The 24,413-nt window shown below is 72.0% G+C and carries 29 protein-coding genes and 1 pseudogene; 21 read left to right on the top strand and 9 right to left on the bottom strand.

Annotated features, from left to right (window positions below; genetic code table 11):
- Window positions 1-4: 4 nt before the first annotated feature.
- Window positions 5-763 carry an SDR family NAD(P)-dependent oxidoreductase gene (locus tag ACFWVV_RS11315; RefSeq protein WP_384346731.1) on the bottom strand — a complete coding sequence of 253 codons (759 nt, stop codon included), beginning with the start codon at window positions 761-763 and terminating at the stop codon, window positions 5-7.
- Window positions 764-1,003: 240 nt separating this feature from the next.
- Here ACFWVV_RS11315 and ACFWVV_RS11310 point away from each other — a divergent pair, with 240 nt between their 5' ends.
- On the top strand, window positions 1,004-1,963 hold the full coding sequence (locus ACFWVV_RS11310) for a DMT family transporter (RefSeq protein WP_384346828.1): 960 nt from the start codon (window positions 1,004-1,006) through the stop codon (window positions 1,961-1,963).
- A 93-nt stretch (window positions 1,964-2,056) separates the two neighbouring features.
- Here ACFWVV_RS11310 and ACFWVV_RS11305 read toward each other — a convergent pair whose 3' ends face one another.
- Window positions 2,057-2,299 (bottom strand): hypothetical protein, encoded by a 243-nt coding sequence (locus ACFWVV_RS11305; RefSeq protein ID WP_384346734.1) that lies wholly within the window; start codon window positions 2,297-2,299, stop codon window positions 2,057-2,059.
- Between the two features lie 158 nt (window positions 2,300-2,457).
- On the opposite strand from ACFWVV_RS11305, the gene ACFWVV_RS11300 reads away from it, so the two are divergent.
- From ACFWVV_RS11300 to ACFWVV_RS11290, 3 genes are read left to right on the top strand one after another with little or no spacing between them, the layout of a single operon-like run.
- Window positions 2,458-3,681: a sensor histidine kinase gene (locus ACFWVV_RS11300; protein ID WP_384346737.1), complete on the top strand. Its 1,224-nt coding sequence runs from the start codon at window positions 2,458-2,460 to the stop codon at window positions 3,679-3,681.
- Window positions 3,678-4,361 (top strand): response regulator, encoded by a 684-nt coding sequence (locus ACFWVV_RS11295; RefSeq protein WP_384346740.1) that lies wholly within the window; start codon window positions 3,678-3,680, stop codon window positions 4,359-4,361. The genes ACFWVV_RS11300 and ACFWVV_RS11295 overlap by 4 nt, the downstream gene beginning before the upstream one ends.
- A 35-nt stretch (window positions 4,362-4,396) precedes the next feature.
- A complete protein-coding gene (locus ACFWVV_RS11290; protein WP_384346742.1) occupies window positions 4,397-5,584 on the top strand; it encodes a cytochrome P450 in 1,188 nt (395 codons plus the stop codon).
- Here ACFWVV_RS11290 and ACFWVV_RS11285 read toward each other — a convergent pair.
- Window positions 5,550-6,599: a helix-turn-helix domain-containing protein gene (locus ACFWVV_RS11285; RefSeq protein WP_384346744.1), complete on the bottom strand. Its 1,050-nt coding sequence runs from the start codon at window positions 6,597-6,599 to the stop codon at window positions 5,550-5,552. The genes ACFWVV_RS11290 and ACFWVV_RS11285 overlap by 35 nt on opposite strands.
- A gap of 111 nt (window positions 6,600-6,710) precedes the next feature.
- On the opposite strand from ACFWVV_RS11285, the gene ACFWVV_RS11280 reads away from it, so the two are divergent.
- Entirely contained in the window at window positions 6,711-7,364 is a 654-nt protein-coding gene (locus tag ACFWVV_RS11280) for an NAD(P)-dependent oxidoreductase (RefSeq protein ID WP_384346747.1), read from the top strand.
- 158 nt (window positions 7,365-7,522) lie between these two features.
- Here the strand turns inward: ACFWVV_RS11280 and ACFWVV_RS11275 are convergent, their stop codons facing one another.
- A complete protein-coding gene (locus ACFWVV_RS11275; RefSeq protein WP_384346750.1) occupies window positions 7,523-8,524 on the bottom strand; it encodes a Gfo/Idh/MocA family oxidoreductase in 1,002 nt (333 codons plus the stop codon).
- Window positions 8,525-8,685: 161 nt separating this feature from the next.
- On the opposite strand from ACFWVV_RS11275, the gene ACFWVV_RS11270 reads away from it, so the two are divergent.
- The 11 genes and pseudogenes from ACFWVV_RS11270 to ACFWVV_RS11220 all read left to right on the top strand — a co-directional run bounded on the left by ACFWVV_RS11270 (window position 8,686) and on the right by ACFWVV_RS11220 (window position 19,506).
- Complete coding sequence (locus ACFWVV_RS11270; RefSeq protein ID WP_384346753.1) at window positions 8,686-9,450, top strand: GntR family transcriptional regulator; 765 nt, start codon at window positions 8,686-8,688, stop codon at window positions 9,448-9,450.
- Between the two features lie 149 nt (window positions 9,451-9,599).
- Window positions 9,600-10,616: a substrate-binding domain-containing protein gene (locus ACFWVV_RS11265; protein WP_384346756.1), complete on the top strand. Its 1,017-nt coding sequence runs from the start codon at window positions 9,600-9,602 to the stop codon at window positions 10,614-10,616.
- Window positions 10,617-10,726: 110 nt separating this feature from the next.
- Complete coding sequence (locus tag ACFWVV_RS11260) at window positions 10,727-11,743, top strand: sugar ABC transporter substrate-binding protein (RefSeq protein WP_384346759.1); 1,017 nt, start codon at window positions 10,727-10,729, stop codon at window positions 11,741-11,743.
- Entirely contained in the window at window positions 11,740-12,795 is a 1,056-nt protein-coding gene (locus ACFWVV_RS11255) for an ABC transporter permease (protein ID WP_384346762.1), read from the top strand. Before ACFWVV_RS11260 ends, ACFWVV_RS11255 begins: the two co-directional genes overlap by 4 nt.
- Window positions 12,792-13,628, top strand: coding sequence for an ATP-binding cassette domain-containing protein (locus tag ACFWVV_RS11250; RefSeq protein WP_384346765.1), 837 nt, complete (start codon window positions 12,792-12,794; stop codon window positions 13,626-13,628). Before ACFWVV_RS11255 ends, ACFWVV_RS11250 begins: the two co-directional genes overlap by 4 nt.
- A 554-nt stretch (window positions 13,629-14,182) precedes the next feature.
- A pseudogene (locus ACFWVV_RS11245) lies at window positions 14,183-15,313 on the top strand (ROK family glucokinase); the annotation flags it as partial.
- 362 nt (window positions 15,314-15,675) lie between these two features.
- Window positions 15,676-16,260, top strand: coding sequence for a sugar kinase (locus tag ACFWVV_RS11240; RefSeq protein ID WP_384346768.1), 585 nt, complete (start codon window positions 15,676-15,678; stop codon window positions 16,258-16,260).
- An 80-nt stretch (window positions 16,261-16,340) separates the two neighbouring features.
- On the top strand, window positions 16,341-16,841 hold the full coding sequence (locus tag ACFWVV_RS11235) for a peptidylprolyl isomerase (protein WP_384346831.1): 501 nt from the start codon (window positions 16,341-16,343) through the stop codon (window positions 16,839-16,841).
- 267 nt (window positions 16,842-17,108) lie between these two features.
- Window positions 17,109-17,888 carry a thioesterase II family protein gene (locus tag ACFWVV_RS11230; RefSeq protein ID WP_384346771.1) on the top strand — a complete coding sequence of 260 codons (780 nt, stop codon included), beginning with the start codon at window positions 17,109-17,111 and terminating at the stop codon, window positions 17,886-17,888.
- On the top strand, window positions 17,885-18,772 hold the full coding sequence (locus ACFWVV_RS11225) for a metallophosphoesterase family protein (protein ID WP_384346774.1): 888 nt from the start codon (window positions 17,885-17,887) through the stop codon (window positions 18,770-18,772). The genes ACFWVV_RS11230 and ACFWVV_RS11225 overlap by 4 nt, the downstream gene beginning before the upstream one ends.
- Window positions 18,769-19,506, top strand: a complete 738-nt coding sequence (locus tag ACFWVV_RS11220) for a 4'-phosphopantetheinyl transferase (protein WP_384346777.1) — start codon at window positions 18,769-18,771, stop codon at window positions 19,504-19,506. Before ACFWVV_RS11225 ends, ACFWVV_RS11220 begins: the two co-directional genes overlap by 4 nt.
- 9 nt (window positions 19,507-19,515) lie before the next feature.
- Here the strand turns inward: ACFWVV_RS11220 and ACFWVV_RS11215 are convergent, their stop codons facing one another.
- Both ACFWVV_RS11215 and ACFWVV_RS11210 read right to left on the bottom strand, forming a co-directional pair.
- The gene (locus tag ACFWVV_RS11215; protein WP_384346780.1) at window positions 19,516-19,704 is read right to left on the bottom strand and encodes a hypothetical protein; all 189 of its coding nucleotides are present in this window, start codon (window positions 19,702-19,704) and stop codon (window positions 19,516-19,518) included.
- A 67-nt stretch (window positions 19,705-19,771) separates the two neighbouring features.
- The gene (locus ACFWVV_RS11210) at window positions 19,772-20,746 is read right to left on the bottom strand and encodes a TerC family protein (protein WP_384346783.1); all 975 of its coding nucleotides are present in this window, start codon (window positions 20,744-20,746) and stop codon (window positions 19,772-19,774) included.
- A gap of 157 nt (window positions 20,747-20,903) precedes the next feature.
- Here ACFWVV_RS11210 and ACFWVV_RS11205 point away from each other — a divergent pair, with 157 nt between their 5' ends.
- Window positions 20,904-21,194 (top strand): hypothetical protein, encoded by a 291-nt coding sequence (locus tag ACFWVV_RS11205; protein ID WP_384346786.1) that lies wholly within the window; start codon window positions 20,904-20,906, stop codon window positions 21,192-21,194.
- Between the two features lie 197 nt (window positions 21,195-21,391).
- Here ACFWVV_RS11205 and rpmF read toward each other — a convergent pair whose 3' ends face one another.
- From rpmF to rpmB, 3 genes are all read right to left on the bottom strand, one after another.
- Entirely contained in the window at window positions 21,392-21,562 is a 171-nt protein-coding gene (rpmF, locus tag ACFWVV_RS11200; protein ID WP_384346789.1) for a 50S ribosomal protein L32, read from the bottom strand.
- A gap of 94 nt (window positions 21,563-21,656) precedes the next feature.
- Complete coding sequence (gene rpsN / locus ACFWVV_RS11195; RefSeq protein WP_384346792.1) at window positions 21,657-21,962, bottom strand: 30S ribosomal protein S14; 306 nt, start codon at window positions 21,960-21,962, stop codon at window positions 21,657-21,659.
- On the bottom strand, window positions 21,962-22,198 hold the full coding sequence (rpmB, locus tag ACFWVV_RS11190) for a 50S ribosomal protein L28 (RefSeq protein ID WP_384346795.1): 237 nt from the start codon (window positions 22,196-22,198) through the stop codon (window positions 21,962-21,964). Before rpmB ends, rpsN begins: the two co-directional genes overlap by 1 nt.
- 67 nt (window positions 22,199-22,265) lie before the next feature.
- Here rpmB and rpmG point away from each other — a divergent pair, with 67 nt between their 5' ends.
- From rpmG to rpsR, 4 genes are all read left to right on the top strand, one after another.
- Entirely contained in the window at window positions 22,266-22,430 is a 165-nt protein-coding gene (rpmG, locus tag ACFWVV_RS11185; protein ID WP_384346798.1) for a 50S ribosomal protein L33, read from the top strand.
- Window positions 22,431-22,483: 53 nt separating this feature from the next.
- Window positions 22,484-22,732, top strand: a complete 249-nt coding sequence (locus ACFWVV_RS11180) for a type B 50S ribosomal protein L31 (RefSeq protein ID WP_384346801.1) — start codon at window positions 22,484-22,486, stop codon at window positions 22,730-22,732.
- Entirely contained in the window at window positions 22,729-23,880 is a 1,152-nt protein-coding gene (locus ACFWVV_RS11175) for a CobW family GTP-binding protein (protein ID WP_384346804.1), read from the top strand. Before ACFWVV_RS11180 ends, ACFWVV_RS11175 begins: the two co-directional genes overlap by 4 nt.
- Window positions 23,881-24,076: 196 nt before the next feature.
- A complete protein-coding gene (gene rpsR / locus ACFWVV_RS11170; protein ID WP_384346807.1) occupies window positions 24,077-24,313 on the top strand; it encodes a 30S ribosomal protein S18 in 237 nt (78 codons plus the stop codon).
- The last annotated feature ends 100 nt before the right edge of the window (window positions 24,314-24,413 follow it).

The following is a 24,413-nucleotide window of genomic DNA, read 5'->3' as shown; positions in this document are numbered from 1 at the left end:
TCCGTCAGGCCGAGTGGCCGCCGTCCATGACCAGCTCCGCGCCCGTCATATAACCTCCCTCGTCGCTCGCCAGGAAGGAGACCAGCGACGCCGCCTCGGCAGGCCGGCCGAACCGGCCGAGCGCCGTGGCCGCGCGCTGCGGCTCGGCGAAGGGGCCGTCCGCCGGGTTCATGTCCGTGTCGACGGCACCCGGGTGGATCAGGTTGACGGTGATGCCCCGGTCGCCGACCTCCCTGGCGAGGGCCTTGGTCAGCCCGCTCAGGGCCGACTTGCTCATCGCGTACAGGCTGCAGCCCGGACCGCGGACGTACCGGGTGAGGGCCGAGCCGGTCGAGATGATCCGCCCGCCGTCCTCCAGTACCGAGGCCGCCGCCTGCGAGGCCAGGAACACCGACCGCACATTCACCGCCAGCACCCGGTCCACGTCCGCCAGGGTCAGGCCCTCGATCGGGCCGAGCACGCCGATGCCCGCGTTGTTGACCAGGATGTCCAGCCGCCCGAAGGCATCGGCCGCCGTCGCCACCGCCGCGGTGACCGAATCCGGGTCCGCCGCGTCCATCCGCACGGCGAGCCCCCGCCTGCCGATCGCCTCGATCTTGCGGACCACGTCCTGTGCCGCCTGCGCGCCCTCCACATAGGTGAGTGCCACATCGGCACCGTCCTGGGCCAGGCGCAGGGCGATCGAGGCCCCGATGCCGCGGCTGCCGCCTGTGACGAGCGCCGCCCTGGTCGTGGTGGTCACCGTGTTCGTCGTCGTAGACATGTCGCTGTCCCTCTCCTCGGGTGTTCCCCGGTCCGCAAGCCCTCAGTGGTGCTTGCGAGTTCAAGGAAAGCCGTCGGCCGTGCCCACCGCTGGCGCCATTCGGACGCCGACCCCGGGCCCGGCGGGGCGCCGAAACTCCTTCCCGGGAAGATCGTCCTGCCGGTACGGTGTGCGTTCCGCGTGCGAGCCGCCGAAGTCTCCACACCGCTTCGTCCGTTGGAGACCGCGCCCGTGGCTGCCATCCCGTCCGCCGTACTGCCCTCCCCGCCCGCCCGCGCCGCCGGGTTCGCCGACCTTCCCGTGCTGGGGGTCGCCGTGGTCTGGGGCGCGAGCTACCTCGCCGCCAAGGAGATCACCACCGCGCAGACCGTCGTCGCGGTGCTCGTGCTGCGGTTCGCGATCGTGCTGCCGGTACTCGTCGTCGTCGGACGGCGCAGACTGCGGGCACTGACGGCCGCCCAGTGGCGCGGAGCGGGTCTGCTCGGCCTGGTGCTCAGCGGGATCTTCCTGCTGGAGACGTACGGTGTCGTGCACACCTCGGCGACCAACGCGGGGCTCATCATCAGCCTCACCATGATCTTCACGCCGCTCGCCGAGGCGGCCGTGACGAGGAAGGCCCCGCCGCGTGCGTTCCTGGCAGCCGCCGGGCTCTCCGTGCTGGGAGTGGTGCTGCTGACCCAGGGCGGCGGTTTCACCCCGCCGTCGGCGGGCGATCTGCTGATGCTGCTCGCCGCGCTGGCCCGTACCGCCCATGTGCTGTTCATGGCCAGGACCAAGGCGGTCGCGGGCGCCGACGCGCTGTCCCTGACGACGGTCCAACTCGGCGCGGCGGTCGCCGTGTTCGCGGTGCTGGCCGCCGTGCCGGGGACCGGGCCCTCGCCGTGGAGCGTCGCGGCCGGGTTCGGGGCCGCGGAGTGGGCGGGGCTGCTGTTCCTGTCGGTGTTCTGCACCCTGTTCGCGTTCGCCGTGCAGATGTGGGCGGTACGCCGCACCTCGCCGTCCCGGGTCAGCCTGCTGCTGGGTACGGAACCGCTCTGGGCGGCGGCCGTCGGTATCGCGATCGGCGGCGAACGGCTGGGTGCGGCCGGTCTGTTGGGCGGCGTCCTGGTGCTCGCGGGAACGGCGTGGGGGCGCCGCGCCTCCGCGGACCGGGAACGGGTGCCCGTACCTCCCGCGGACAGGGCTCCGGCAACCTCCTGACGGCGGGCGGAGCCCCGGCGGACGTGGCGCGCGGACGGCGCGTGCCCGGGCGGGTCGGACCGTACCGGCGGCCCGTACGGTCGGACCGTACGGTCAGCGGGCGCCGTCGCTGCCGCTGCCGGCGCGGTCGCGGGACTTGCCCGTCCGTTCCGCCGCCACGATCAACGCCAGTCCCGCCGCGGTCAGCACGATGTGCGCGTAGACCTCGTACCCCTTGAACCAGCCGAGCTTCTCCGCGACCGTCCACAGCCTGAACCAGTCGAACCACTCGTGGACGAGTCCTCCCACGCCCCACAGCAGCAGCAGGGAACCGACGATTTCCAGGATTCGCTTCATGCATCCCAGCCTGGCGGCTCCCCGGTGTCACCCGGAATCCGTCCGAGGGCTCCCGGGCCGTGACGCCGGTGCGCCGAAAGTCGCGACCTCCGCGACTTTGGTCGCGCCGTCGCCCCACGGGCCGCCGGCACCTCTCACCGCTGCGTATTTTTGGACGTATGAGCGATCAGGAGTACCGGTGGCTGCTGCCGTCGGCGTTGGGCCGGGCAGATGCGGCCGGGGACGGCGGGGGGCCGGGGACGAGGGTGCGGCGCACCCCCCGCGACTGGGTCGTCGACCTCGTCATGTTCTTCCTGGCCGCCGCCTTCGGCCTCGCCGCCGCCACGACCTCCTACGACGTCGGCAACCCCGGCGCCGTGCTGCTCTTCGACCAGGTCACCGGTGCGCTCGCCTGCTGTGCGCTGTGGTTGAGGAGGCGCTGGCCGGCCGGCCTCGCGCTCGCCCTCATCGTGCTCGCGGCCGTCTCGCCCACCTCCTCCGGAGCCATGCTCGTCGCGGTGTTCGGCGTCACCGTCCACAAGCCCTTCAAGGTGGCGGGACCGCTCACCGCGGCGGCGACCGCCACCGGACTGCTCCAGACGGTGCTGCGGCCCGACCCCTCCGTCTCCTGGCAGGTGGCGCTGGTCGCCACCCTGGTGATCAACCTGCTGGTGTTCGGCTGGGCGATGTTCGTACGCTCCCGCCGCCAGCTCGTCGAAGCCCTGCGCGAGCGGGCCGTGCGGGCCGAGGCCGAGGCCGTGCTCAGGGCCGAACAGGCCCAGCGCCTCGCCCGCGAGGCCATCGCCCGCGAGATGCACGACGTACTGGCCCACCGGCTCAGCCTGCTCAGCGTGCACGCCGGAGGCCTTGAATTCCGGCCCGACGCACCCCCCGCCGAGGTCGCCCGTGCCGCCGGGGTGATCCGCGACAGCGCGCACGAGGCGCTCCAGGACCTCCGCGAGATCATCGGGGTGCTGCGCAGCCCCGGGGCCGGCGACGAGGACCGGCCGCAGCCCACCCTCGACACCCTCGACGCACTCGTCGCCGAGTCCCGGCAGGCCGGGGCGAAGGCCACTTTGGACAACCGGGTCGCCGACCCGGCCGCCGTCCCCGCGGCCACCGGCCGCACCGTCTACCGCATCGCCCAGGAAGGCCTGACCAACGCCCGCAAGCACGCCCCCGGCGCCGAGGTCACCGTCACCGTCACCGGCCGGGCGGGCGAGGGGCTGTGCGTCGAGATCCGCAACCCGGCACCCGTCGGCGATCCGCCCGAGGTGCCCGGTTCGGGGCAGGGGCTCATCGGCCTCACCGAGCGGGCCACCCTCGCGGGCGGCAGGCTCAGCCACGGCCCCGGGCCCGACGGCGGATTCGCGATCACCGCTTGGCTACCGTGGGGCCCATGACGACCAGGATCAGGCTTCTCCTCGTGGACGACGACCCGCTGGTGCGGGCGGGACTCACCTTCATGCTCGGTGGCGCGGAGGACATCGACATCGTCGGAGAGGCCGCCGACGGCGCCCAGGCGCTGGCCGCCATCGAGGAGTTGCGGCCCGACGTCGTCCTGATGGACATCCGGATGCCGGTCGTCGACGGCCTCACCGCCACCGAGCGGGTCAGGGCGAAGCCCGGCGCCCCCGAGATCGTCGTCCTCACCACCTTCCACGCCGACGAGCAGGTGCTGCGCGCCCTGCGCGCCGGGGCCGCCGGCTTCGTCCTCAAGGACACCCCGCCGGCCGAGATCGTCACCGCCGTACGGCGCGTGGCGGAGGGCAGCCCGGTGCTCTCCCCGGCGGTGACCCGGCAGCTCATGACCCATGTCGCGGGCACCGGCGGCGCCGAGGACCGGCAGGGCCGCGCCCGCCGGCGGATGGGCCAACTCGCCGAGCGGGAGCGGGAGGTGGCCGTCGCCGTCGGCCGCGGCTGCTCCAACGCGGAGATCGCCGCAGAGCTCTACATGAGCGTCCCCACGGTGAAGACCCACGTCTCCCGCATCCTCGCCAAGCTGGACCTCAACAACCGTGTCCAGATCGCCCTGCTGGCCCATGACGCGGGGCTGCTCGACGAGGGCGGCGACGTAGGGTGAACGAGGAGAGCGGGAGCCAACGGGAGGGGCACACCATGACGGTCGTCGATCTGCGGGAGCACACCGAGGAGTTCACGGCGGACCCCTACCCCTTCTACGCCCGGCTGCGGGAGAGCGGCCCCGCCCACCTCGTCCGTACCGCCGACGTCGAGGAGATGCTGCTGGTCGTCGGGTACGAGGAGGCCAGGCAGGCTCTCGCCGACCCCCGGCTCAGCAAGAACTGGCGCAACTTCGACATGTGGGCGGGTGAGTCGGAGAGCGCGGTGAGCGCCAACATGCTGGAGGCCGACCCGCCGCACCACACCCGGCTGCGCAAGCTGGTCACCCGGGAGTTCACCGCGCGACGGGTCGAGGCGATGCGCCCGCGCGTACAGCAGATCACCGACCGCCTTCTCGACTCGATGACGGAGAAAGGGAGTTCCTCGGCCGATCTGGTCGACGCGCTCGCCTTCCCGCTGCCGATGACCGTCATCTGTGAGCTCCTCGGGGTACCCGACCTGGACCGGGACCGGTTCCGCGTCTGGTCCAACGAGATCGTCGCGCCGACCGGCGCGGACGAGAGCACGACGGCCGCGAACGAGATGGGCGGCTACCTCGCCGAACTGATCGAGGAGAAGCGCCGGGCGCCCGGCGACGACCTGCTCAGCGGACTCATCAGGACCCGCGACGAGGACGGCGACCAGCTCACCTCGGACGAACTCATCGGGATGGCCTTCCTGTTGCTCGTGGCCGGCCACGAGACCACCGTCAACCTCATCTCCAACGGGGTGCGGGCCCTGCTCAACCACCCGGAGCAACTCGCCGCGCTGCGCGCCGACTTCGACGGGCTGATCGACGGCGCGGTGGAGGAGATGCTCCGGTACGACGGACCGGTGGAGACCTCCACCTTCCGCTTCGCGGCCGAGCCCCTGGAGATCGGGGGCATCGCCGTACCGGCGGGCAAGGCCGTACTGGTGGCCGTGGCAGCCGGTGACCGGGACCCGGCCCGCTACCCCGAGCCCGACCGCTTCGACATCCGCCGCACCACCCAGGGCCACCTCGCCTTCGGCCACGGCATCCACTTCTGTCTGGGCGCCCCGCTGGCCCGCATGGAGGGCCGCATCGCCCTCCGCAGCCTGCTGGAACGCTGCCCGGACCTGACGCTCGACCCGGACGGCGGCCCGCTGGAATGGCTGCCGGGCCTGCTGATCAGGGGGGTGCGGAAGCTGCCGGTGCGGTGGTGACCTGCTCGGCCGGTGCGGCGGGGGCCTCCCGGGCCGGTGCGGTGGTGGCCTTCCCTGCCCGTACAGGGGCGACCTCCGCAGCCCGTACGGAGGCGACCTCACCAGCCCGCGCGGTGTCTCCCCTGGCCGAGGCGCGGAACGCCAACGGGCTCGTCCCGGTGCGCTGGTGGAAGAACTTCCCGAAGTTCGCCGCGTCCCCAAAGCCCAGCAGACCGGCGACCCGCGCCGCACTGTGGTCGCTGTGCGCGAGCAGCCGCCTGGCCTCCAGCACCACTCGCCGGTCGATGAACTCCTTCGCCCCGACCCCCGCCGCGGCGAGCGTCGCCCGCGAGAGCGTGCGCGGCGCGTAACCGAGCGCGCGAGCGTAGTCCTCCACCCGTCTCGTCCGGGCGAAGTCCCGCTCCACCGCGTCCCTGAACCGCAGATACGTATCCGGGTTGTCGCAGGTCACCACCTCCTCACCGACCGGCGCGAGGCGCAGCAGCAGGGCGGCGAGCAGGTGCCGGAGCACGGCGACATGCGTGTCCAGGGGGAGCGGACCGCCGTCCCGCAGCGACCGGAACTCGTGATCCAGATGGTCCAGGGCGCGCCGCGCGGCAACCCCCGCCGCCTGCGAGGGGCGACGTACCGTCGGCCCGAAGGGGTCGTCCAGCCGGGCCGCCGCGCTGGTCGCGGGATCGGGGAACCCCGCCTCGAACAGGACGAGTACGCCCTCCGCCCCGTGCATCTCGTCCCAGCGGTGCACCTGGCCCGGCCGCACCCACAGCCACTCGCCCACCCGCAACCGGTACGACGCGAAGTCGACCATCAGCGGCAGGGTCCCGCGGTCGAGGACGAGGAGGTGGTGGAAGTCCGGGCGGTGCGGCACCGAGAGCGAACCCGCGCAGCTGTTGCCGCGCAGCGCGGCGAGGGTCAGCACCTCGACACCGGCTGGGGCCGAGCTGGGCGCGTGGAACCTGACCTCGGGAATCGAAGCGGACTCGGATTCACCCGGTTGTCGCTTTTTCACCACCATGTGTCCGGAGCGTACCCGGCATCCACGGCTTTCACCTCCTATGTTGAAGGAGAGGCGGAACCGCACCCCGCACCGCGTCACCAGAATCACCACCCCCTAAAGGACTCTCCCATGGCCAGGATCACCCTCTTCGGAGCCACCGGCACCCTCGGCAGCCGCATTCTGCGCGAGGCTCTCGACCGCGGCCACCAGGTCACCGCCGTCGTCCGCGACCCCGCCAAGCTCGACGGGCAGTCCCACCGGAACCTCACCGTCCGCACCGGTGACGTTCTCGACCCCGCCGCGGTGGCCGAGGCCGCCAGGGGGCAGGACGTCGTGGTCAGCGCGGTCGGCGGTGGCGACGGGCCCGGGCACATCGCGACGATCGCACCCTCGGCGAAGTCCCTGGTGGAAGGGGTACGAGGAGCCGGCGCCCCGGCGCCGAGGCTGATCGCGGTGGGCGGCGCGGGCTCGCTGCGCACCCCGGACGGCAAGCAGGTGTGGGACGCCGAGGGGCTGCCCGAGTTCCTGCTCCAGATCATGCACGCGCACGGCGACGCCCTGGACCACTACCGCACCGTGACCGACGTCGACTGGACCAGCCTCAGCCCCGCCGCGACGATCGAGCCCGGCGAGCGCACCGGCACGTACCGCAAGGACACCGAGAACCTGGTGCTCGACGCGGAGGGCAACAGCCGGATCAGCGCCGAGGACTACGCGGTGGCGCTGGTGGACGAGATCGAGCGGCCGCAGCACGTGGGCGAGCGGTTCACGGTCGGCTACTGACACCGGCCGGCGGGCGGGACACGGCGCGGCGGAACGGGATGAGGAGCGGCAGCCCCGGTCCCGGCAGGCCTGGGCCGGAGCCGGTCAGGCTCCGGGGCCTCCGCCACCCGGACCTGGCCGGTCAGGCTCCAGGGCCTCCGCCACCCGGACCTGGCCGGTCAGGCTCCGGCAACCTCCGCCACCCGGACCGCCCTGCCCTCCCGCCGGGACACCTCGCACGCCTCCGCCACCCGCAGCGCCCGCAGTGCCTCGTGCCCGTCGCAGGGGTTCGCGCGTTCGCCCCGTACGAGCTGGAGGAACGCATCGAGCTCCGCCTCGTACGCCGGGGCGAACCGCTCCAGGAACCCGGCCCACGGCTTGACCGGAGCGGGAGGTCCCATCGGCTCCGTAGAGGTGAGCGGGGTGCGGTCGTCCAGGCCGACCGCCAGCTGGCCGCGTTCCCCGGCCAGCTCCATCCGAACGTCGTACCCGGCCCCGTTGCAGCGCGTCGCGGTCGCCGTGGCAAGCGTCCCGTCGTCCAGTGTCAGCACCACCGCGGCCGTCGAGACATCGCCCGCCGCCGCGAACACCGGATCGCCCGCCGCCGAGCCGACCGCGTACACCTCCACCACCTCGCGCCCGGTCACCCAGCGCAGGATGTCGAAGTCGTGCACCAGACAGTCCCGGTAGAGGCCCCCGGAGAGCGGAAGGTAGGCGGCCGGGGGCGGGGCCGCGTCGGAGGAGACCGTGCGGACCGTGTGCAGCCGGCCCAGCTCGCCCGCGCGGACCCGCGCCCGGGCCGCCGCGTACCCGGCGTCGAAACGGCGCATGAAGCCGAGCTGGAGCACCGTGCCGGCTGCCGCCACCTCGCGCAGCGCCCTCAGGGTGCCCGGCAGGTCGACGGCGATCGGCTTCTCGCAGAAGGCGGGCAGCCCCGCCCGCGCCGCCCGGCCGATCTGCTCCGCGTGCGCGGCCGTGGCCGACGCGATGACCACCGCGTCCAGCCCCGACGTCCACAAGTCCCCGGCCGGGACCGTCCCGGCCCCCACACGGCGGGCCACCTCCGCTGCCCGTCCGGCATCCGCGTCCGCGACGACCAGTGACTCCACCGCCGGATGACGCGCGAGTACTTCCGCGTGGAAGGAACCGATGCGGCCCGTGCCCATGAGTCCGATGCGCATGCCCTCACTCGACAACAGGCGTGATGCGCTGTCAAGGAAGCTGTCAGGACATGAAGCTGTCCGGACATCAGGACACCAGGAGAACGGGCGGCGACGGCAACGGGCCCCGTCGCACACGGGAGTTGGTGACGGACCGCCGCCGTCGGGCTACGCTCGCTGCCGTGCCGAAACAAGCGACCGCCCCCACTGTCGCCCTGCGGCTCGGTGTGGACCGCGGCAGCCCCGTCCCGCTCTACTTCCAGCTCGCCCAGCAGCTCGAAGCCGCCATCGAGAACGGCGGACTGCTGCCCGGCAGCCTGCTGGGCAACGAGGTCGAGCTCGCCGCCAGGATCGGCCTGTCCCGGCCGACCGTCCGCCAGGCCATCCAGTGCCTCGTCGACAAGGGGCTGCTGGTGCGGCGCCGGGGCGTCGGCACCCAGGTCGTGCACGGCCGGGTCCGCCGCCCGCTCGAACTGAGCAGTCTGTACGACGACCTCGCGGCGGCCGGACAGCAACCCGCCACCCGCGTCCTGCACCACGCGCCCGAGCGGGCCGCCCCCCAGGTCGCCGCCGCGCTCGGCCTCCCGGAGGGCACCGAGGTCCACCGCATCGACCGGCTGCGCCTCGCCCACGGCGAACCCCTCGCCTTTCTGCGCAACCACCTGCCCGCAGGGCTGCTGACCCTCGACAGCACGGCCCTGGAGGCCACCGGCCTCTACCGGCTGATGCGCGCGGCCGGGATCACCCTGCACAGCGCCCGCCAGACCGTCGGGGCACGTGCGGCCGGAGTCGAGGAGGGCACGCTGCTCTGCGAGGCGGCCGGGGCCCCGCTGCTCACCATGGAGCGGCGTACGTACGACGGCACGGGGCGTGCGGTCGAGTTCGGCTCGCACCTCTACCGCGCGTCCCGTTACACCTTCGACTTCCAGCTGCTCGTACGGGCCTGAAAGCCGCGCTGAGTCCAACTCCCTTGGGGTGCGCGCTTGTTCGCCCTTGAAGAATGTCCGGACAAACCATTGACGCCGTCGTGGCGGCCCCGTTAGAACACCCCCAGCCGTCAACGGGGCGGCGGGGGAGACGAGGCGGACTTCACACCATGCCCACCACTCGCAACGCTCGCCACGCGGCACTCCTGGCCGCCACCTGCGCACTCGCCGCCCTCACCCTCACCGGGTGCAGCGGTTCGGGCGGCAAGGGGTCCGAGGAGAAACCCGCGCAGACCGGGGGCGAGGGCGGCAAGGCCGCCGGCACGCCACGCGTCAAGATCGCGATGATCACCCACTCCGGCGAGGGCGACACCTTCTGGGACATCGTGCAGAGCGGCGCCAAGGCCGCCGCGGCCAAGGACAACGTCGAGTTCCTCTACTCCGCCCACAAGGAGGGCAAGGAACAGGCCCAGCTCGTCGAGGCGGCCATCGACCAGAAGGTCCAGGGCATCGTGGTCACCCTGGCCAAGCCCGAAGCGGTGGGAGCGGCCGTGAAGAAGGCCGTCGCCGCGGGCATCCCCGTCGTCACCATCAACTCGGGCGCCCCGCACTCCAAGGCCCTTGGCGCGCTCGGCCACATCGGCCAGGACGAGGCCGTCGCGGGTGAGGGCGTCGGCGAGGAGCTCAACAAACGGGGGAAGAAGAAGGCCCTCTGCGTGATCCACGAGCAGGGCAACGTCTCCCTGGAGGAGCGCTGCGCGGGCGTGAAGAAGGCCTTTGGGGGAAGCGTCGAGAACCTCAATGTGGAGGGCACCAACATGCCCGCCACCACCTCCTCCATCGAGGCCAAGCTGCAGACCGCCAAGGACATCGACGCCGTCGTCACCCTGGGCGCCCCCTTCGCGGACGCGACGGTGAAAGCAAAGGCCGGTGCGGGCAGCGGGGCGGAGGTCGACACCTTCGACCTGAACGCGGCCGTCGTGAAGAGTCTCAAGTCGCGGGAGGTCGGCTTCGCCGTCGACCAGCAGCCGTACCTCCAGGGCTACCTCGCCATCGACCAGATCTGGCTGAACCGCACCAACGGCAACGTGCTGGGCGGCGGCAGACCCGTCCTCACGGGCCCCGCGATCGTCACCGCCGAGGACGTCCCCGCCCTGGAGAAGTACACCGCCCGCGGCACCCGATGACGTACCCGCTGACCACACGGCGACCCCCCATGCCCGATACTTGGGCGGCCGGGGTCTGGCTGAATACCGCCCGGCCGCACCGAGGAGTACAGCGAGAAGGGCACGACGTCGTGGCAAGGGTTCGGACAGGGGTACGCGCGCTGGGCGCCGTGCTCGCGGCGGTGCTCGGGGCTTCTTCCCTCACCGGTTGCAGCAGCACGGGCGGCAAGCGCGCCGAGGAGCGGGCGGCCGCGGCCGCCGCGCAGGGCAGGGCCGCGGTGAACACCCCCAAGTGGACCTTCGCCATGGTCACCCACTCGGGTGCAGGCGACACGTTCTGGGACATCGTGCAGAACGGGGCCAAGCAGGCCGCCGTCAAGGACAACATCGAATTCCTGTATGCAAACAACGCGGAGGCGCAGCAGCAGGCCCAGCTCGTCGACACGTACATCGACAAGAAGGTCGACGGCCTGATCGTCACCCTCGCCAAGCCGGACGCCATGAAGGCCGTCGTCGCCAAGGCCGTCAAGGCGGGCATCCCGGTGATCACGATCAACTCGGGCACGGCCGAGTCCAAGGCCTTCGGCGCGCTGACCCACATCGGCCAGGACGAAATCGTCGCGGGCGAGGCGGTCGGCGAGGAGCTCGGCAAGCGGGACCGGAAGAAGGCGCTGTGCGTCCTGCACGAGCGCGGCAACGTCGGCCACGAGCAGCGCTGCGACGGCGTGAAGAAGTCCTTCGGGGGCAGCGTCGAGAACCTCTACGTCGACGGCACCAACATGCCCGACGTCCAGGCGTCCATCGAGGCCAAGCTGCAGACCTCCAAGGACATCGACTCCGTCGTCACCCTCGGCGCACCCTTCGCCGACGCCGCCGTCCAGGCCAAGGAGCAGGCCGGCAGCAAGGCCGAGATCGACACTTTCGACCTGAACGCCAAGGTTGCCGACTCGCTGGCCGCCGGCACGCTCGGCTTCGCCGTCGACCAGCAGCCCTACCTCCAGGGGTACGAGGCCGTGGACCTGCTCTGGCTCTACCGCTACAACGCGGACATGCTCGGCGGCGGCCGCCCCGTCCTGACCGGGCCGCAGATCATCACCAAGGACAGCGCTGCCGAGCTGAAGGCGTACACGAAGCGGGGGACCCGATGACAGCGACGGCGCCGGCACCGGAAGCGGACACCGCGCAGGACGAACGGCTGATCCGCACCTCGCCGCTGCGCAAGCTGCTGGGCCGCCCCGAGCTCGGCTCGATCGTCGGTGCCGTGGCGGTGTTCCTGTTCTTCTCGATCGCCGCCGACAGCTTCCTGCGCGCCTCCAGCTTCGGGACGGTGCTGTACGCGGCGTCCACGATCGGCATCATGGCGGTGCCGGTGGCGCTCCTGATGATCGGCGGCGAGTTCGACCTGTCGGCCGGCGTCATGGTGACCAGCTCCGCGCTGATCTCCTCGATGTTCAGCTACCAGATGACCGCCAACATCTGGGTCGGCGTCCTCGTCTCCCTGCTGGTGACCCTGCTCGTCGGCGTCTTCAACGGCTTCATGCTGACCCGCACCAAACTGCCCAGCTTCATCATCACGCTGGGCACCTTCCTGATGCTGACCGGTCTGAACCTCGGCCTGACCAAACTCATCAGCGGCACCGTCTCCACCAAGAGCATCGGCGACATGGAGGGCTTCGCGTCCGCCAAGGCCGTCTTCGCCTCGCAGCTCACCCTCGGCCCTGTGAGCCTCAAGGTCACCGTCCTGTGGTGGTTCGTGCTGATCGCGGTGGCCACCTGGATCCTGCTGCGCACCCGCGCGGGCAACTGGATCTTCGCGGTGGGCGGCGAGAAGGACGCGGCGCGGGCCACCGGAGTACCGGTGAACAAGACCCGCATCGGCCTCTACATGGGCGTCGCCTTCGCCGCCTGGGTGTCCGGCCAGCACCTGCTGTTCAGCTACGACGTCGTCCAGTCCGGCGAGGGCGTGGGCAACGAGCTGATCTACATCATCGCGGCCGTGATCGGCGGCTGTCTGATCACCGGCGGATACGGCTCCGCGATCGGCTCGGCGGTGGGCGCCTTCATCTTCGGCATGACGAGCAAGGGCATCGTCTACGCGGAGTGGAACCCGGACTGGTTCAAGTTCTTCCTCGGAGCGATGCTCCTCCTGGCCACCCTGCTGAACGCATGGGTACGCAAGCGTGCGGAGGCAAGGTCATGACCACCGACCGCGGTACGGACGGTACGGGCGCACTGGTCGAGCTCGACCACGTCGCCAAGTTCTACGGGAACATCAAGGCGCTCCAGGACGTGTCGCTGGAGGTGCACGCGGGCGAGATCACCTGTGTGCTCGGCGACAACGGTGCGGGCAAGTCCACTCTGATCAAGATCATCGCGGGGCTGCACCAGCACGACGCGGGCACCTTCCGGATCGAGGGCGCCGAGACCACCCTGGTCAATCCGCGGGACGCGCTGGACCGGGGCATCGCGACGGTGTACCAGGACCTGGCGGTGGTGCCCCTGATGCCGGTGTGGCGGAACTTCTTCCTCGGATCCGAGCCGACCAAGGGGCGCGGCCCGTTCCGCAGGCTGGACGTCCAGCTCATGCGGGAGACGACCCGGTCCGAGATGCTGCGGATGGGCATCGACCTGCGGGACGTCGACCAGCCGATCGGCACCCTGTCCGGCGGTGAGCGGCAGTGCGTGGCGATCGCGCGCGCGGTCCACTTCGGCGCGAAGGTCCTCGTCCTCGACGAACCGACGGCGGCGCTCGGCGTCAAGCAGTCGGGCGTCGTCCTGAAGTACGTCGCGGCCGCCCGCGACGCCGGGCTCGGGGTGGTGCTGATCACGCACAACCCGCACCACGCGTACCTGGTGGGCGACCGGTTCGTCCTGCTCAAGCGCGGGGCGATGTCCGGCAGCCACCTCAAGGCGGAGATCAGCCTGGACGAGCTGACCCGCCAGATGGCGGGCGGCACGGAGCTGGAGGACCTGCGGCACGAGCTGGAGCGGGCCCCGGCCCCGAACCTCCACGGCGTGACGGGGCGGGAGTAGGGCGGCAGCAGAGCAGAGCGGGGGCCGTCCCACGGTCGTGGGCGGTGCCGCCCCCCACCCGCGGCCCCGGAGGCGGCGCGGGCTGCCCGGGAGGCTCCGCGGACGCGGCGATCCCGTGGGCGGGACAGCCCCGCGATCGTGGCGGCCTCGTGTCCCGCCCGGTCCTGCGGTCCCGGGTCGCGGGGGCCCGCCGCCCTGGACGGCCCCGTGGTCGTGGGCGCCCCCGCGCGCGGCACCGCTCCGCGATCACCGCGGCCCCCGCCCGGGAGCGCCGGCGTGAGACACGCCACGATGCGCACACGGGCGCCCCGCTCCCGCATCCACCGCTCCACGAGTCCTACGGCACCCCGAAGGGGGCGGCGCGGGCGGACGCCCGCCCTCCGGACAAGTCCGGCACAGGCAGGAGTGGCAGAATCGGCGCGAGCGGGCGCCGTCCGCCGTCGGCCCGCCCGGGCCGGCTCCCCGAGACCCGCAGGGACGATCCGAGTCGTGCGTTCCCCCCGCCGCCCCTCCCGGTTCCCCGGGCCGGCGCCCCTCGCCGAAGGCCCCGGCCGATGAGCAACACCTACCGAGACCTCGCCACGCGCGGCACCGCCAGAGCCACCGTCCTGCGCACCGTCGGACCCCGTGAACGCCGCTCCCACCTGACGGCGCCCAGGGTGCCCACCGTCGGGATCGACATCGGCGGTACGAAGGTGATGGCGGGCGTCGTGGACGCCGACGGCCACATCCTGGAGACGCTCCGCACGGAGACCCCGGACAAGTCCAAGAGCCCCAAGGTCGTCGAGGACACCATCGTCGAGCTGGTCCTGGACCTCTCCGACCGGCACGACGTGCACGCGGTGGGCATCGGCGCGGCCGGCTGGGTCGACGCCGACCGCAACAAGGTCCTCTTCGCTCCCCACCTCGCCTGGCGCAACGAACCCCTGCGCGATGCGATCTCCTCCCGCCTGGCGGTCCCCGTGCTGGTCGACAACGACGCCAACACGGCCGCCTGGGCCGAATGGCGGTTCGGCGCGGGACGCGGCGAGGACCACCTCGTCATGATCACCCTGGGTACCGGGATCGGGGGAGCCATCCTGGAGGACGGCCAGGTCAAGCGCGGGAAGTACGGAGTGGCGGGCGAGTTCGGCCACATGCAGGTCGTACCCGGCGGCCACCGCTGCCCGTGCGGCAACCGCGGCTGCTGGGAGCAGTACAGCTCGGGCAACGCGCTGGTCCGCGAGGCCCGCGAACTCGCCGCCGCCGACTCCCCGGTCGCGTACCACCTCATCGAGCGCGTCGGCGGGAACATCCACGAGATCACCGGGCCGCTCATCACCGAGCTGGCCCGCGACGGCGACGCCATGTGCGTGGAACTCCTCCAGGACATCGGGCAGTGGCTCGGCATCGGCATCGCCAACCTGGCGGCCGCACTCGACCCGTCCTGCTTCGTCATCGGCGGCGGCGTCAGCGCCGCCGACGACCTGCTCATCGGCCCCGCGAGGGACGCCTTCAGACGCCACCTCACGGGGCGCGGCTACCGCCCCGAGGCCCGGATCGCCAAGGCGCAGCTCGGCCCCGAAGCGGGCATGGTCGGCGCCGCCGACCTGGCCAGACTGGTCGCCCGCCGCTTCCGCCGCACCAACCGCCGCCGGGTCGAACGCCACGAGCGGTACGAGCGCTACGCGCAGGCCCTGCGCACCGCGGCCATCCCCGCCGCACTCCAGGACGCCACCGCGCAGGCCCCGGCGAAGGCCACGGCCCCGGCGAATCACTCCGCGCCGGGCACACGGGAAGCGCCGGGCACACCGGAAGCGCCCGGCACGCCCGGCACCCCCGTCCGGCCGGACTCGCCGGTCACCACCAGCGCGTCGGGCGCGCCCGGCACATCGAGCGCGTCGGACTCGTCCGGCACAGCGAGCGACTCGGACCCGTCCGGCACGACCAGTGCCACCGCCGCGCCCGTCGCAGGCGACAGCGACCGCACCCACGCCACCCAGCCCGCGGAAGGCACCAGCGCCGCGGACCGTACGACCCGCGCCGACGGCGCACAGGGAACCACCCCATGACGTCAGCGATTCCCCGCCAGACCCCTCCGCACGACGGCCGCGGGAACCGGCCGCCGGAAACCCGTCGCCATCTGATAGTGCGCCGCACGCTCACCGCGGTCACCATCGTCCTGCTGATCGGCATCCCGGCCGGCTACCTGCTCATCTCCGCCGAGCAGAGCCGCGACAGCGGCCGCAACAAGGAACGCGAGGCGTCCGCCGCCGGGCTCACCGTCGGCTGGCCCTCCCAGGTGCAGCGGCGCATCTACCAGCTGCCCATTCCGCTGATGGCCCAGAACCTCGCGTACTACGAGACCAACAACTGGAAGACCAGCCGGATGCACGTCCGGTTCGCCACCACCCCCGCGGACCTCGACACCTTCCTGAAGGACATCGGCACCTCCACCGCCGCCCTCAAGGACGGCGACATCACCATCAACGCGCACGACCAGCAGACCATCGGCTGGGTCTTCACCCCCCGCCGCAAGTGGTCCGGACTGACATACCGGCAGAAGGACCCGCTGCCCACCCTGGACATCACCGTGGACCGCACCGTCCCCGACCGCCCCTGGGTGTACGCGGTGTCCACCGCGAGCCCGTGACCGCGAGCCCGAAACCCCGGCCGGTACAGGCCGATCGGATAGGGTGAGTGGAATTTTGGCAGCTCGCGGAAGAGGCGAAGATGACGCAGGTCGCGCTCCACACCAACTTCGGGACCATCAAGCTCAAGCTCGACGCCGAGAAGGCACCGAAGACGGTCGAGAACTTCTTGGCCTATGTCAACGACGGGCACTACACCGACACCGTCTTCCACCGTGTCATCCAGACCTTCATGATCCAGGGCGGCGGTTTCACCGAGGACATGACGCAGAAGCCGACCCGTGCCCCGGTCGAGAACGAGGCGCGCAACGGCCTGCAGAACACCCGCTACACGGTGGCGATGGCCCGTACCTCCGACCCGCACTCGGCGTCGGCGCAGTTCTTCATCAACACGTCGAACAACGGATCCCTCAACCACACCGCCCCCACCCCGCAGGGCTGGGGCTACACGGTGTTCGGCAAGGTCGTCGAGGGTCTCGACGTGGTGGACAGGATCGCTGCGGTGCCCACCGGCCGCCGCAGCGGCTTCCAGGACGTGCCGACCGAGCCCGTGATCATCACGAGTGCCGTGGTGGAGAGCTGAACCGCCTGCCGGACGAGTGCCGTGGTCGAGAACTGAAGCGCCTTCCGGGCTGACCGCCCGCCGGCCTCGGACCGCCGGGGGCGTCGCGTCCCTCCGCCGGTTCTGCGGCCCTCGACGTACCGGTGCCGACCACGGCCCGCGCGACCGTCTGCACCACAGCCCGCGCGACCGTCCGCACCACGCCCTGCGCGATCGTCCGCACCACGCACCGCCGGTCGAGGCGGCCGGGGTGCAACCCACCGCACGTCTTTGACCCAGGGGGATCTGATGGCGAATCGGTCGAGCACGGACCGCGCCCTGTGGATACGCGACTTCCACCCGTCGCCGCCCGGCACGCCGCGCCTGCTCTGCCTGCCGCACGCGGGAGGCTCCGCCGGCTTCTACTTCCCCTTCTCGGCGGCCCTCTCTCCCGGGGTGGACGTCCTCGCGGTGCAGTACCCCGGCCGCCAGGACCGGTGGCTCGACGCGTTCGCCGAGTCCGTCGATGCCCTGGCCGACGAGCTGTTCGCGGTACTCGGCCCGGACGACGGGACCCCGCTCGCCCTGTTCGGCCACAGCATGGGCGCCGTCGTCGGCTACGAGCTCGCCCGCCGCCTTCAGGCCGCGGGGCGTCCGCCCGCCGTGTTCTTTGCCTCCGGCCGCCGTGCTCCCTCCCTCACCCGCACCGAAACCGTCCACCTGCGCGACGACGCGGGACTGATCGAAGAGATCAAGAAGCTCAACGGCACCGACTCCACCCTGCTGGACGACGCGGAGGTGCGGGAGATGATCCTGCCGTCGCTGCGCGCCGACTACCGGGTCGTGGAGACGTACCGGCGCGCCCCGGGACCGCGACTGAGCTGCCCGGTCGTCGCGATGACCGGCGACAGCGACCCGCGGGTGACGGTCGAGGAGGCACGGACCTGGGCCGAGGAGACCAGCGGCGGATTCGAACTGCTGGTGCACCCCGGCGGCCACTTCTACCTGGCCACGCAGCAGCGCGCCGTACTCGCCCAGCTCACGGAACGGCTGCGCGGCCTCGCCCCGCACCCGGGGGCCCGGGCATGACCGGCGCGAACGGCCCCGGCCCGCTGGAGGCCGGGGGGACCGGCCCGCGCCCGGGGCGACTGCTCGCGGTCAGCGACCTGCACGTCTCGCACGAGGAGAACCGGCGCATCGTCGAGGACCTGCGTCCGGAGTCCGAGGACGACTGGCTGATCGTCGCGGGCGACATCGGCGAGCTGACCACGGACATCGGGTGGGCGCTGACCCTGCTGAGCGAACGCTTCGCCGAAGTGGTGTGGGCACCGGGGAACCACGAGCTGTGGACCCCTCCGGCCGACCCGGTCCAGCTGCGCGGACAGTTCCGCTACGACCACCTGGTCGCACTCTGCCGCGCGCTGGGCGTGCACACGCCCGAGGACCCCTACCCGGTCTGGCGCGGAGCCGGCGGCCCCGTGACGGTGGCCCCGCTGTTCCTGCTGTACGACTACACCTTCCGGGCTCCGGACCTCACCCAGGAACAGGCACTCGCCCGCGCGTACGACGCCGGAGTGGTCTGCACCGACGAGTTCATGCTGCACCCGGACCCGCTGCCGAGCCGCGAGGCCTGGTGCCGGGAACGGGTCGACGCCACCGAGCGGCGGCTCGCCGCCTGCGATCCGGACGTCCCCCTGGTGCTGGTGAACCACTACCCCCTGGTACGCAAACCCACGTCGGTCCTGTGGTTCCCCGACTTCGCGCAGTGGTGCGGCACCGTGCTGACGGCGGACTGGCACCGCCGGTTCCGTACCGCCGTCGCCGTGTACGGACACCTGCACATTCCGCGCGACACCGAGTACGACGGGGTGCCCTTCAAGGAGGTCTCCCTCGGATACCCCCGCGAGTGGCGCAAGAGGGGCCTGCCGCAGCCGCTGCTGCGACCGGTGCTCCAGGAACAGGAGCGCGGATGATCGGCGGCGCGCTCCCGGACGGCGTCCACCACGCCGACTCCCGCACCGACCTTGTGGACGTACCGCTCCATCCGGGCGAGGAGCGGTACATCGCGCCGTCCGTCGACAGCCGCCGCCGCGAGTTCACGACGACCCGCGCCTGCGCACGCAAGGCGCTGGCCGCCCTCGGTATCGCCTCGGTACCGATCCTGCCGGGGGTGCGCGGCGCGCCACGGTGGCCGGACGGCGTGGTCGGCAGCATGACGCACTGCGAGGGATACCGGGCCGCGGCGGTGGCTCCGGCGGACGCCTTCCTGACCCTCGGCATCGACGCCGAGGAGAACGGGCCGCTCCCGGACGGAATCCTGGAGACCATCGCCTTCCCGCAGGAACAGGCGGCCGTGCACGCGCTGCGGCGCACGCACCCGGCGGTCCGCTGGGACCGGCTGCTGTTCAGCGCGAAGGAGTCCGTCTACAAGGCGTGGTTCCCGCTGACCGAACGGTTCCTCACCTTCGAGGACGCGAGGATCACCTGGGAGGCACCGGCCGACGGCAGTGCCGCCACGTCGGGGGGCTTCACGGCCGAGCTCCTGGTCGGCGGCCCGTGGCCCACCGGCCGTCGGCTGCGCGGACGCTGGAACCTCCAGGACGGACTGCTCTGCACGGCGATCGCCCTGCCCGCCCGCGGCCGCCCGGCACCGCCCGGTGACGGCGGACCGTACCGCCCGGCACCGGCCGGTGACGGCGGACGGTAGGCGGGGAACCTACTTCGCCGGGTGGTGCTTGTCCTTGGGATCCAGCCGGAAGTCGTCGCAGTCGCGGTTCTGGCAGGCGCCGGGTCCCCACTCGGGGACGTAGACACCGAGGGTCTTGTGGCGGTGGATCGCGGCCGGCACCGACTGCTGACAGGCCGGACACACGTACGCTTTTGGCTTACGCTCAAGTTTGACCATGTTTTTACTATAAGTCCGTATTGTCCTGCTGGGAAGTGGGCCGCATCCCCCCGGGGCACGGGCGGGGTCAGACGTCCCGGCCCTCGTCGGTCCGCTCCTCCGCGTCGCCCGGAGCGGTCCTTCGCAGACTGAGGACGACCGAAGCCGCCAGGACGACGACGATGACCCCGAGGCTGACCGGGGAGGGGATCTCCGGGATGCTGGGGCTGATCATCTTGTGGGACGCCTGGAAGATGAGCTTCACGCCGATGAAGGCCAGGATGACCGCCAGGCCCTTGCTCAGGTACTGGAAGCGGTCCAGGAGGCCGGCGAGCAGGAAGTACAGGGCCCGCAGGCCGAGGATGGCGAACGCGTTGCTGGTGTAGACGATGAACGCGTCGTCGCTGACCGCGAGCACGGCCGGAACGCTGTCGACGGCGAAAATCAGGTCGGCGGCCTCGATGGCCGCGACCACCGCGAGCAGCGGCGTCGCCACCCTCTTGCCGGCCTCCTTGACGAAGAACTTCGCCCCGTCGTACTCCTCCCGCACCGGGATGACCTTCCGGAGCATCCGTACGGCGAAGCTCTTTCCCGGGTCGAAGCTCTCCTCCTCGTCCTTGAGGAGCTTGTAGGCGCTGTAGAAGAGCACTGCCGCGAAGGCGAACAGCACCGCGGTGAACCGGCTGACCACGGCCACGCCGAGGGAGAGGAAGATCCCGCGGAACACGAGTGCGCCGATCACGCCGAAGAACAGCACGCGGTGCTGGTAGGCGCGGGGCACCTTGAAGTAGGCGAAGATCACCGCGAAGACGAAGAGATTGTCGACCGACAGGCTCTTCTCCAGCAGCCACGCCGTCGTGTACTCGGTGCCGGCGTTCGAGCCGAGTACGAGGAAGACGACGGCGCCGAAGATCATGGCGAGGCTCACCCAGGCGGCGCTCCAGCCGGCCGCCTCCTTGAAGCCGATGACGTGCGCGGTGCGGTGGGACATCAGGTCCACCGCCAGCGACACGATCACCGTCGCGGCGAACGCCACCCACAGCCACACCGGAACCTCAAGCACGCCGGACACCTCTTCACGGCCCTCGGGGAATGCGCCGGCCCGCTCCGCGGGCCCCTACACAGGAGTGTCCGGCATCGCGCCCCGAGCGGCACGCGGAGCGGACGGGCACGGACGGAGGCAGGATGGGAGGAGGACGTAGTTCCCCAGGAGGCGCGTGATGACGCGATGCCACCACTTCCACCTCGACGTCAGAGGCCACTCGGTGACCGTGAACGTGCACAGCGGCCGCCCGGGGCTCATCGAGCTGCTGGTCGACGGCAAGGAGATCCACCGCCAGCCGCTGCACGGCCCCGGCCACGGCCCCAGGACCGCCACCGGGGAACTGCCCACGGACCCGCCGCTGCCGGTGACCGTCCACGTCGTCCCCGGCCTCCCCGGCCTCGGCACCCCCCGCTGCACGGCCGTGATCGACGGCGCGGAGACACCGATGGCCCCCCGCGCCTTCTGAGATCCCGACCCGGCGCCGGGAACGGCTCCGGCTTTCGCGTACCGGGCTCCGGCTTTCGCGTACCGGGCTCCGGCTTTCGCGTACCGGGCTCCGGCTTTCGCACACCGGGCTCCGGCTTTCGCACACCGGCTCCGGGCGCCGCGATCGTGCCCGGCACGCTTGCCGCCGGGCACCATCGCGGTGTCGCGGTGACGTGCTCAGCCCTCGGGACGGATGAGGCCGCGCTCGTACGCCTTCACCAGTCGCTGCGGGACCTGGTGGACGGTGCCGTCCACGGTGACGGGCACCAACTGGGGCGTGGTCGCCTTCCACTGGGCACGGCGGTGGCGGGTGTTGCTGCGGGACATCTTCCGCTTGGGAACGGCCATCGAGAACTCCTGGGTCCGGGGGAGGGGTGGGGTGAGGGCGGTGCGGGGGTGCCGGGCCGGCCGCGCGAGTGCGCCGACGGCCCGAACCCGGCCTCTACCAGGAGGACTTGGTCACTCCGGGCAGGAAGCCCGCGTGTGCCTGCTGTCGCATGCTCACGCGGGAGAGTCCGAACCTGCGCAGGTAGCCGCGCGGGCGGCCGTCGACGCTGTCGCGGTTGCGTACGCGGGTGGCGCTGGCGTCGCGCGGCTGCTTGCGGAGCTCCTCCTGGGCGGCCGCCCGGTCCGCCGGGGCGGTCGAGGGGCAGCGGACGATCTCCCTGAGTTCGGCCCGCCGGGCCGCGTACCGCTCGACGGTCGCCTTGCGCTGCTCGTTCCGCGCGATCTTGCTCTTCTTCGCCATCAGACCTTTCCTCCCCGGGCGCGGATCCGGGCCACGGCGGCCTCGATCCCGATCGTGTCCACCGTCTTGATCGCCTTGGTGCTCAGCGTGAGGCGGATGTGCCGGCCCTCGCCGGGCAGCCAGTAGCGCCTGCGCTGGACGTTGGGGTCGAAGCGGCGGGAGGTGCGCCGGTGCGAGTGGGAGATGGAATTGCCGAATCCCGGCTTGGCGCCGGTCAGTTGGCAGTGGGCCGACATGGGTGGGGCCGCCTTTCTGGGCAGGGGTGTTGTTGGAAATGAAAATCGTTCCCATATAGTAGCGCCCATGGCACGCAACGAGATCCGCCCGGTCATCAAGCTCCGCTCCACGGCGGGCACCGGGTTCACCTACGTCACCCGCAAGAACCGCCGCAACAGCCCCGACCGGCTGGTGCTGCGCAAGTACGACCCCGTGGCCCGCCGCCACGCGGACTTCCGCGAAGAGCGCTGACCCCCCCGCATCCCATCCGCCGCCCACGCCACCACCGTCGAAAGGTTCCCGCCATGAAGCCGGGCATCCACCCCGCCTACGGACCCGTCGTCTTCCGCGACTCGGCCTCCGGCACCGCGTTCCTGACCCGCTCCACGATGACCAGCGACAAGACCGTCGACTGGGAGGACGGCCACACGTACCCGGTCGTCGACGTGGAGATCTCCTCCGCGAGCCATCCCTTCTACACGGGCACCGCCCGGGTCATGGACACCGCAGGCCGCGTCGAACGCTTCGAGCGCCGCTACGGAGCCCGCCGATGAGGCGCGAGGAGCAGCTCGCCGTCGTGATCGTCGCCGGGCTGCACGCCGAGGCCCGCAAGGAGGTCGTCGACCGTCTCCTGCGGACCGTCCCGCGCAGCGTGGCACTGCACCACGACCTGGCCCCGGCGGCCGAGGGCACCGTGCACCGTCTCGTACGCGACGCCTCGGGACCCGTCTCCAGCGGCGAGGCGCCGCTGGTGAACGACTGCGCGTGCTGCGCGCTTCGCGAGGACCTCGTGCCCGAGCTGGAACGCATGGCGCACAGCGGGCTGACCTCGTTGGCAGTCGTCGAACTGTGGGACTCGGTCGAACCGAGGGCCATGGTGGAGGTCATCGCCGCACACGGCGGCGACCGCCTGGTCGTGACCAACGTGATCACCGCCGTCGATCCCGCGCTCGTGCTGCCCTGCCTCGCCAACGGGGACGACCTCGCCGAGGCCGGTCTCGCCGCCGCCCCGAGCGACCGGCGCACGGTCGGCGACACCTGGGCCAGGCAACTGGAGTACGCCCCCGTCCTCGCCGTCGTCGACAGCGAGGAGGCGACGGACGAGGACCGGGCGCTGCTCGCCCAGTTGCACCCGACCGCCCGGCAGGTGCCGGCAGGATCCGCCGAGCTGGCCAGGGCCGCGCTCGCGGGGTTCGACGTGGAGGCCGCCGCGGCCGCCCAGCACCCTGCGTGCGCGCTGCTGCCGCAGGACGCGGACGAGGCCGGTGTGACCACCTTCGTCTGGCACCGCCGGCGGCCGTTCCATCCCGAAAGGCTCTACCAGGCCCTGGAGGACCTGTGCTGCGCGGCCGCCCGCAGCCGGGGCCGGTTCTGGCTGGCCGACCGGCCGGACACCCTGCTGGCCTGGGACGCGGCGGGCGGGGCGCTGTGCGTGGAGAGCACGGGGCCCTGGCTGGCTTCACTGCCGGACGCGGCGTGGGAGCTGGTGCCGCCCGTACGCAGGGCGGCCGCCGCGCTCGACTGGCACCCCGAACACGGCGACTGCTGCCAGCACCTCGTCTTCACCTCACCCGGACTCGACCGGGACGGCCTCGAACACCTCCTGGATTCCTGCCTGCTGACCGACGCGGAGTACGCGTCGGGGCCCGAAGCCTGGAAGCGACTGCCCGCGGCCTTCGACTCCCTGCTCGACGCCGCCTGAAAGGACTGCGCCACACGACCGGTTCAGCCGAGGACACAGCACCGCACGACCCGTTCGCCGGAAGAGGCCGCACCGCACGACCCGTTCACTGGAGAGACACCACCGCACGACCGGTTCGCCGGAGAGACACCACCGCACGACCCGATCAGCCGAACACACAGCACCGCCAGACCCGTTCACCCGAGGAGCAGCCGCCGTGGCCCGTCGCCCCGACCCCCGTCAGCCCGCCAAGTCCCGCCCCAACCCGCTCGACGCGGCGAAGATCACGTACATCGACTACAAGGACACCGACCTGCTGAGGAAGTTCCTCTCCGACCGCGGCAAGATCCGCAGCCGCCGGGTCACCCGGGTGACCGCCCAGCAGCAGCGCGCGCTGGCCACCGCGATCAAGAACGCACGCGAGATGGCCCTGCTGCCGTACGCGAGCCGCTGACCGACCCCGGGGCCCGGGGGGGGCGCCCCCCGCCGGGGGGGGGCCCCCGGCCCCCCCGGGGGAAGGGGGGGCGGGACGCGCGGGGGGGGGGCGGGCCCCC

This window comes from Streptomyces sp. NPDC058663 (assembly GCF_042716745.1).
GTDB lineage: Bacteria > Actinomycetota > Actinomycetes > Streptomycetales > Streptomycetaceae > Streptomyces.
This window is presented reverse-complemented; position numbering and strand designations above follow the sequence as displayed.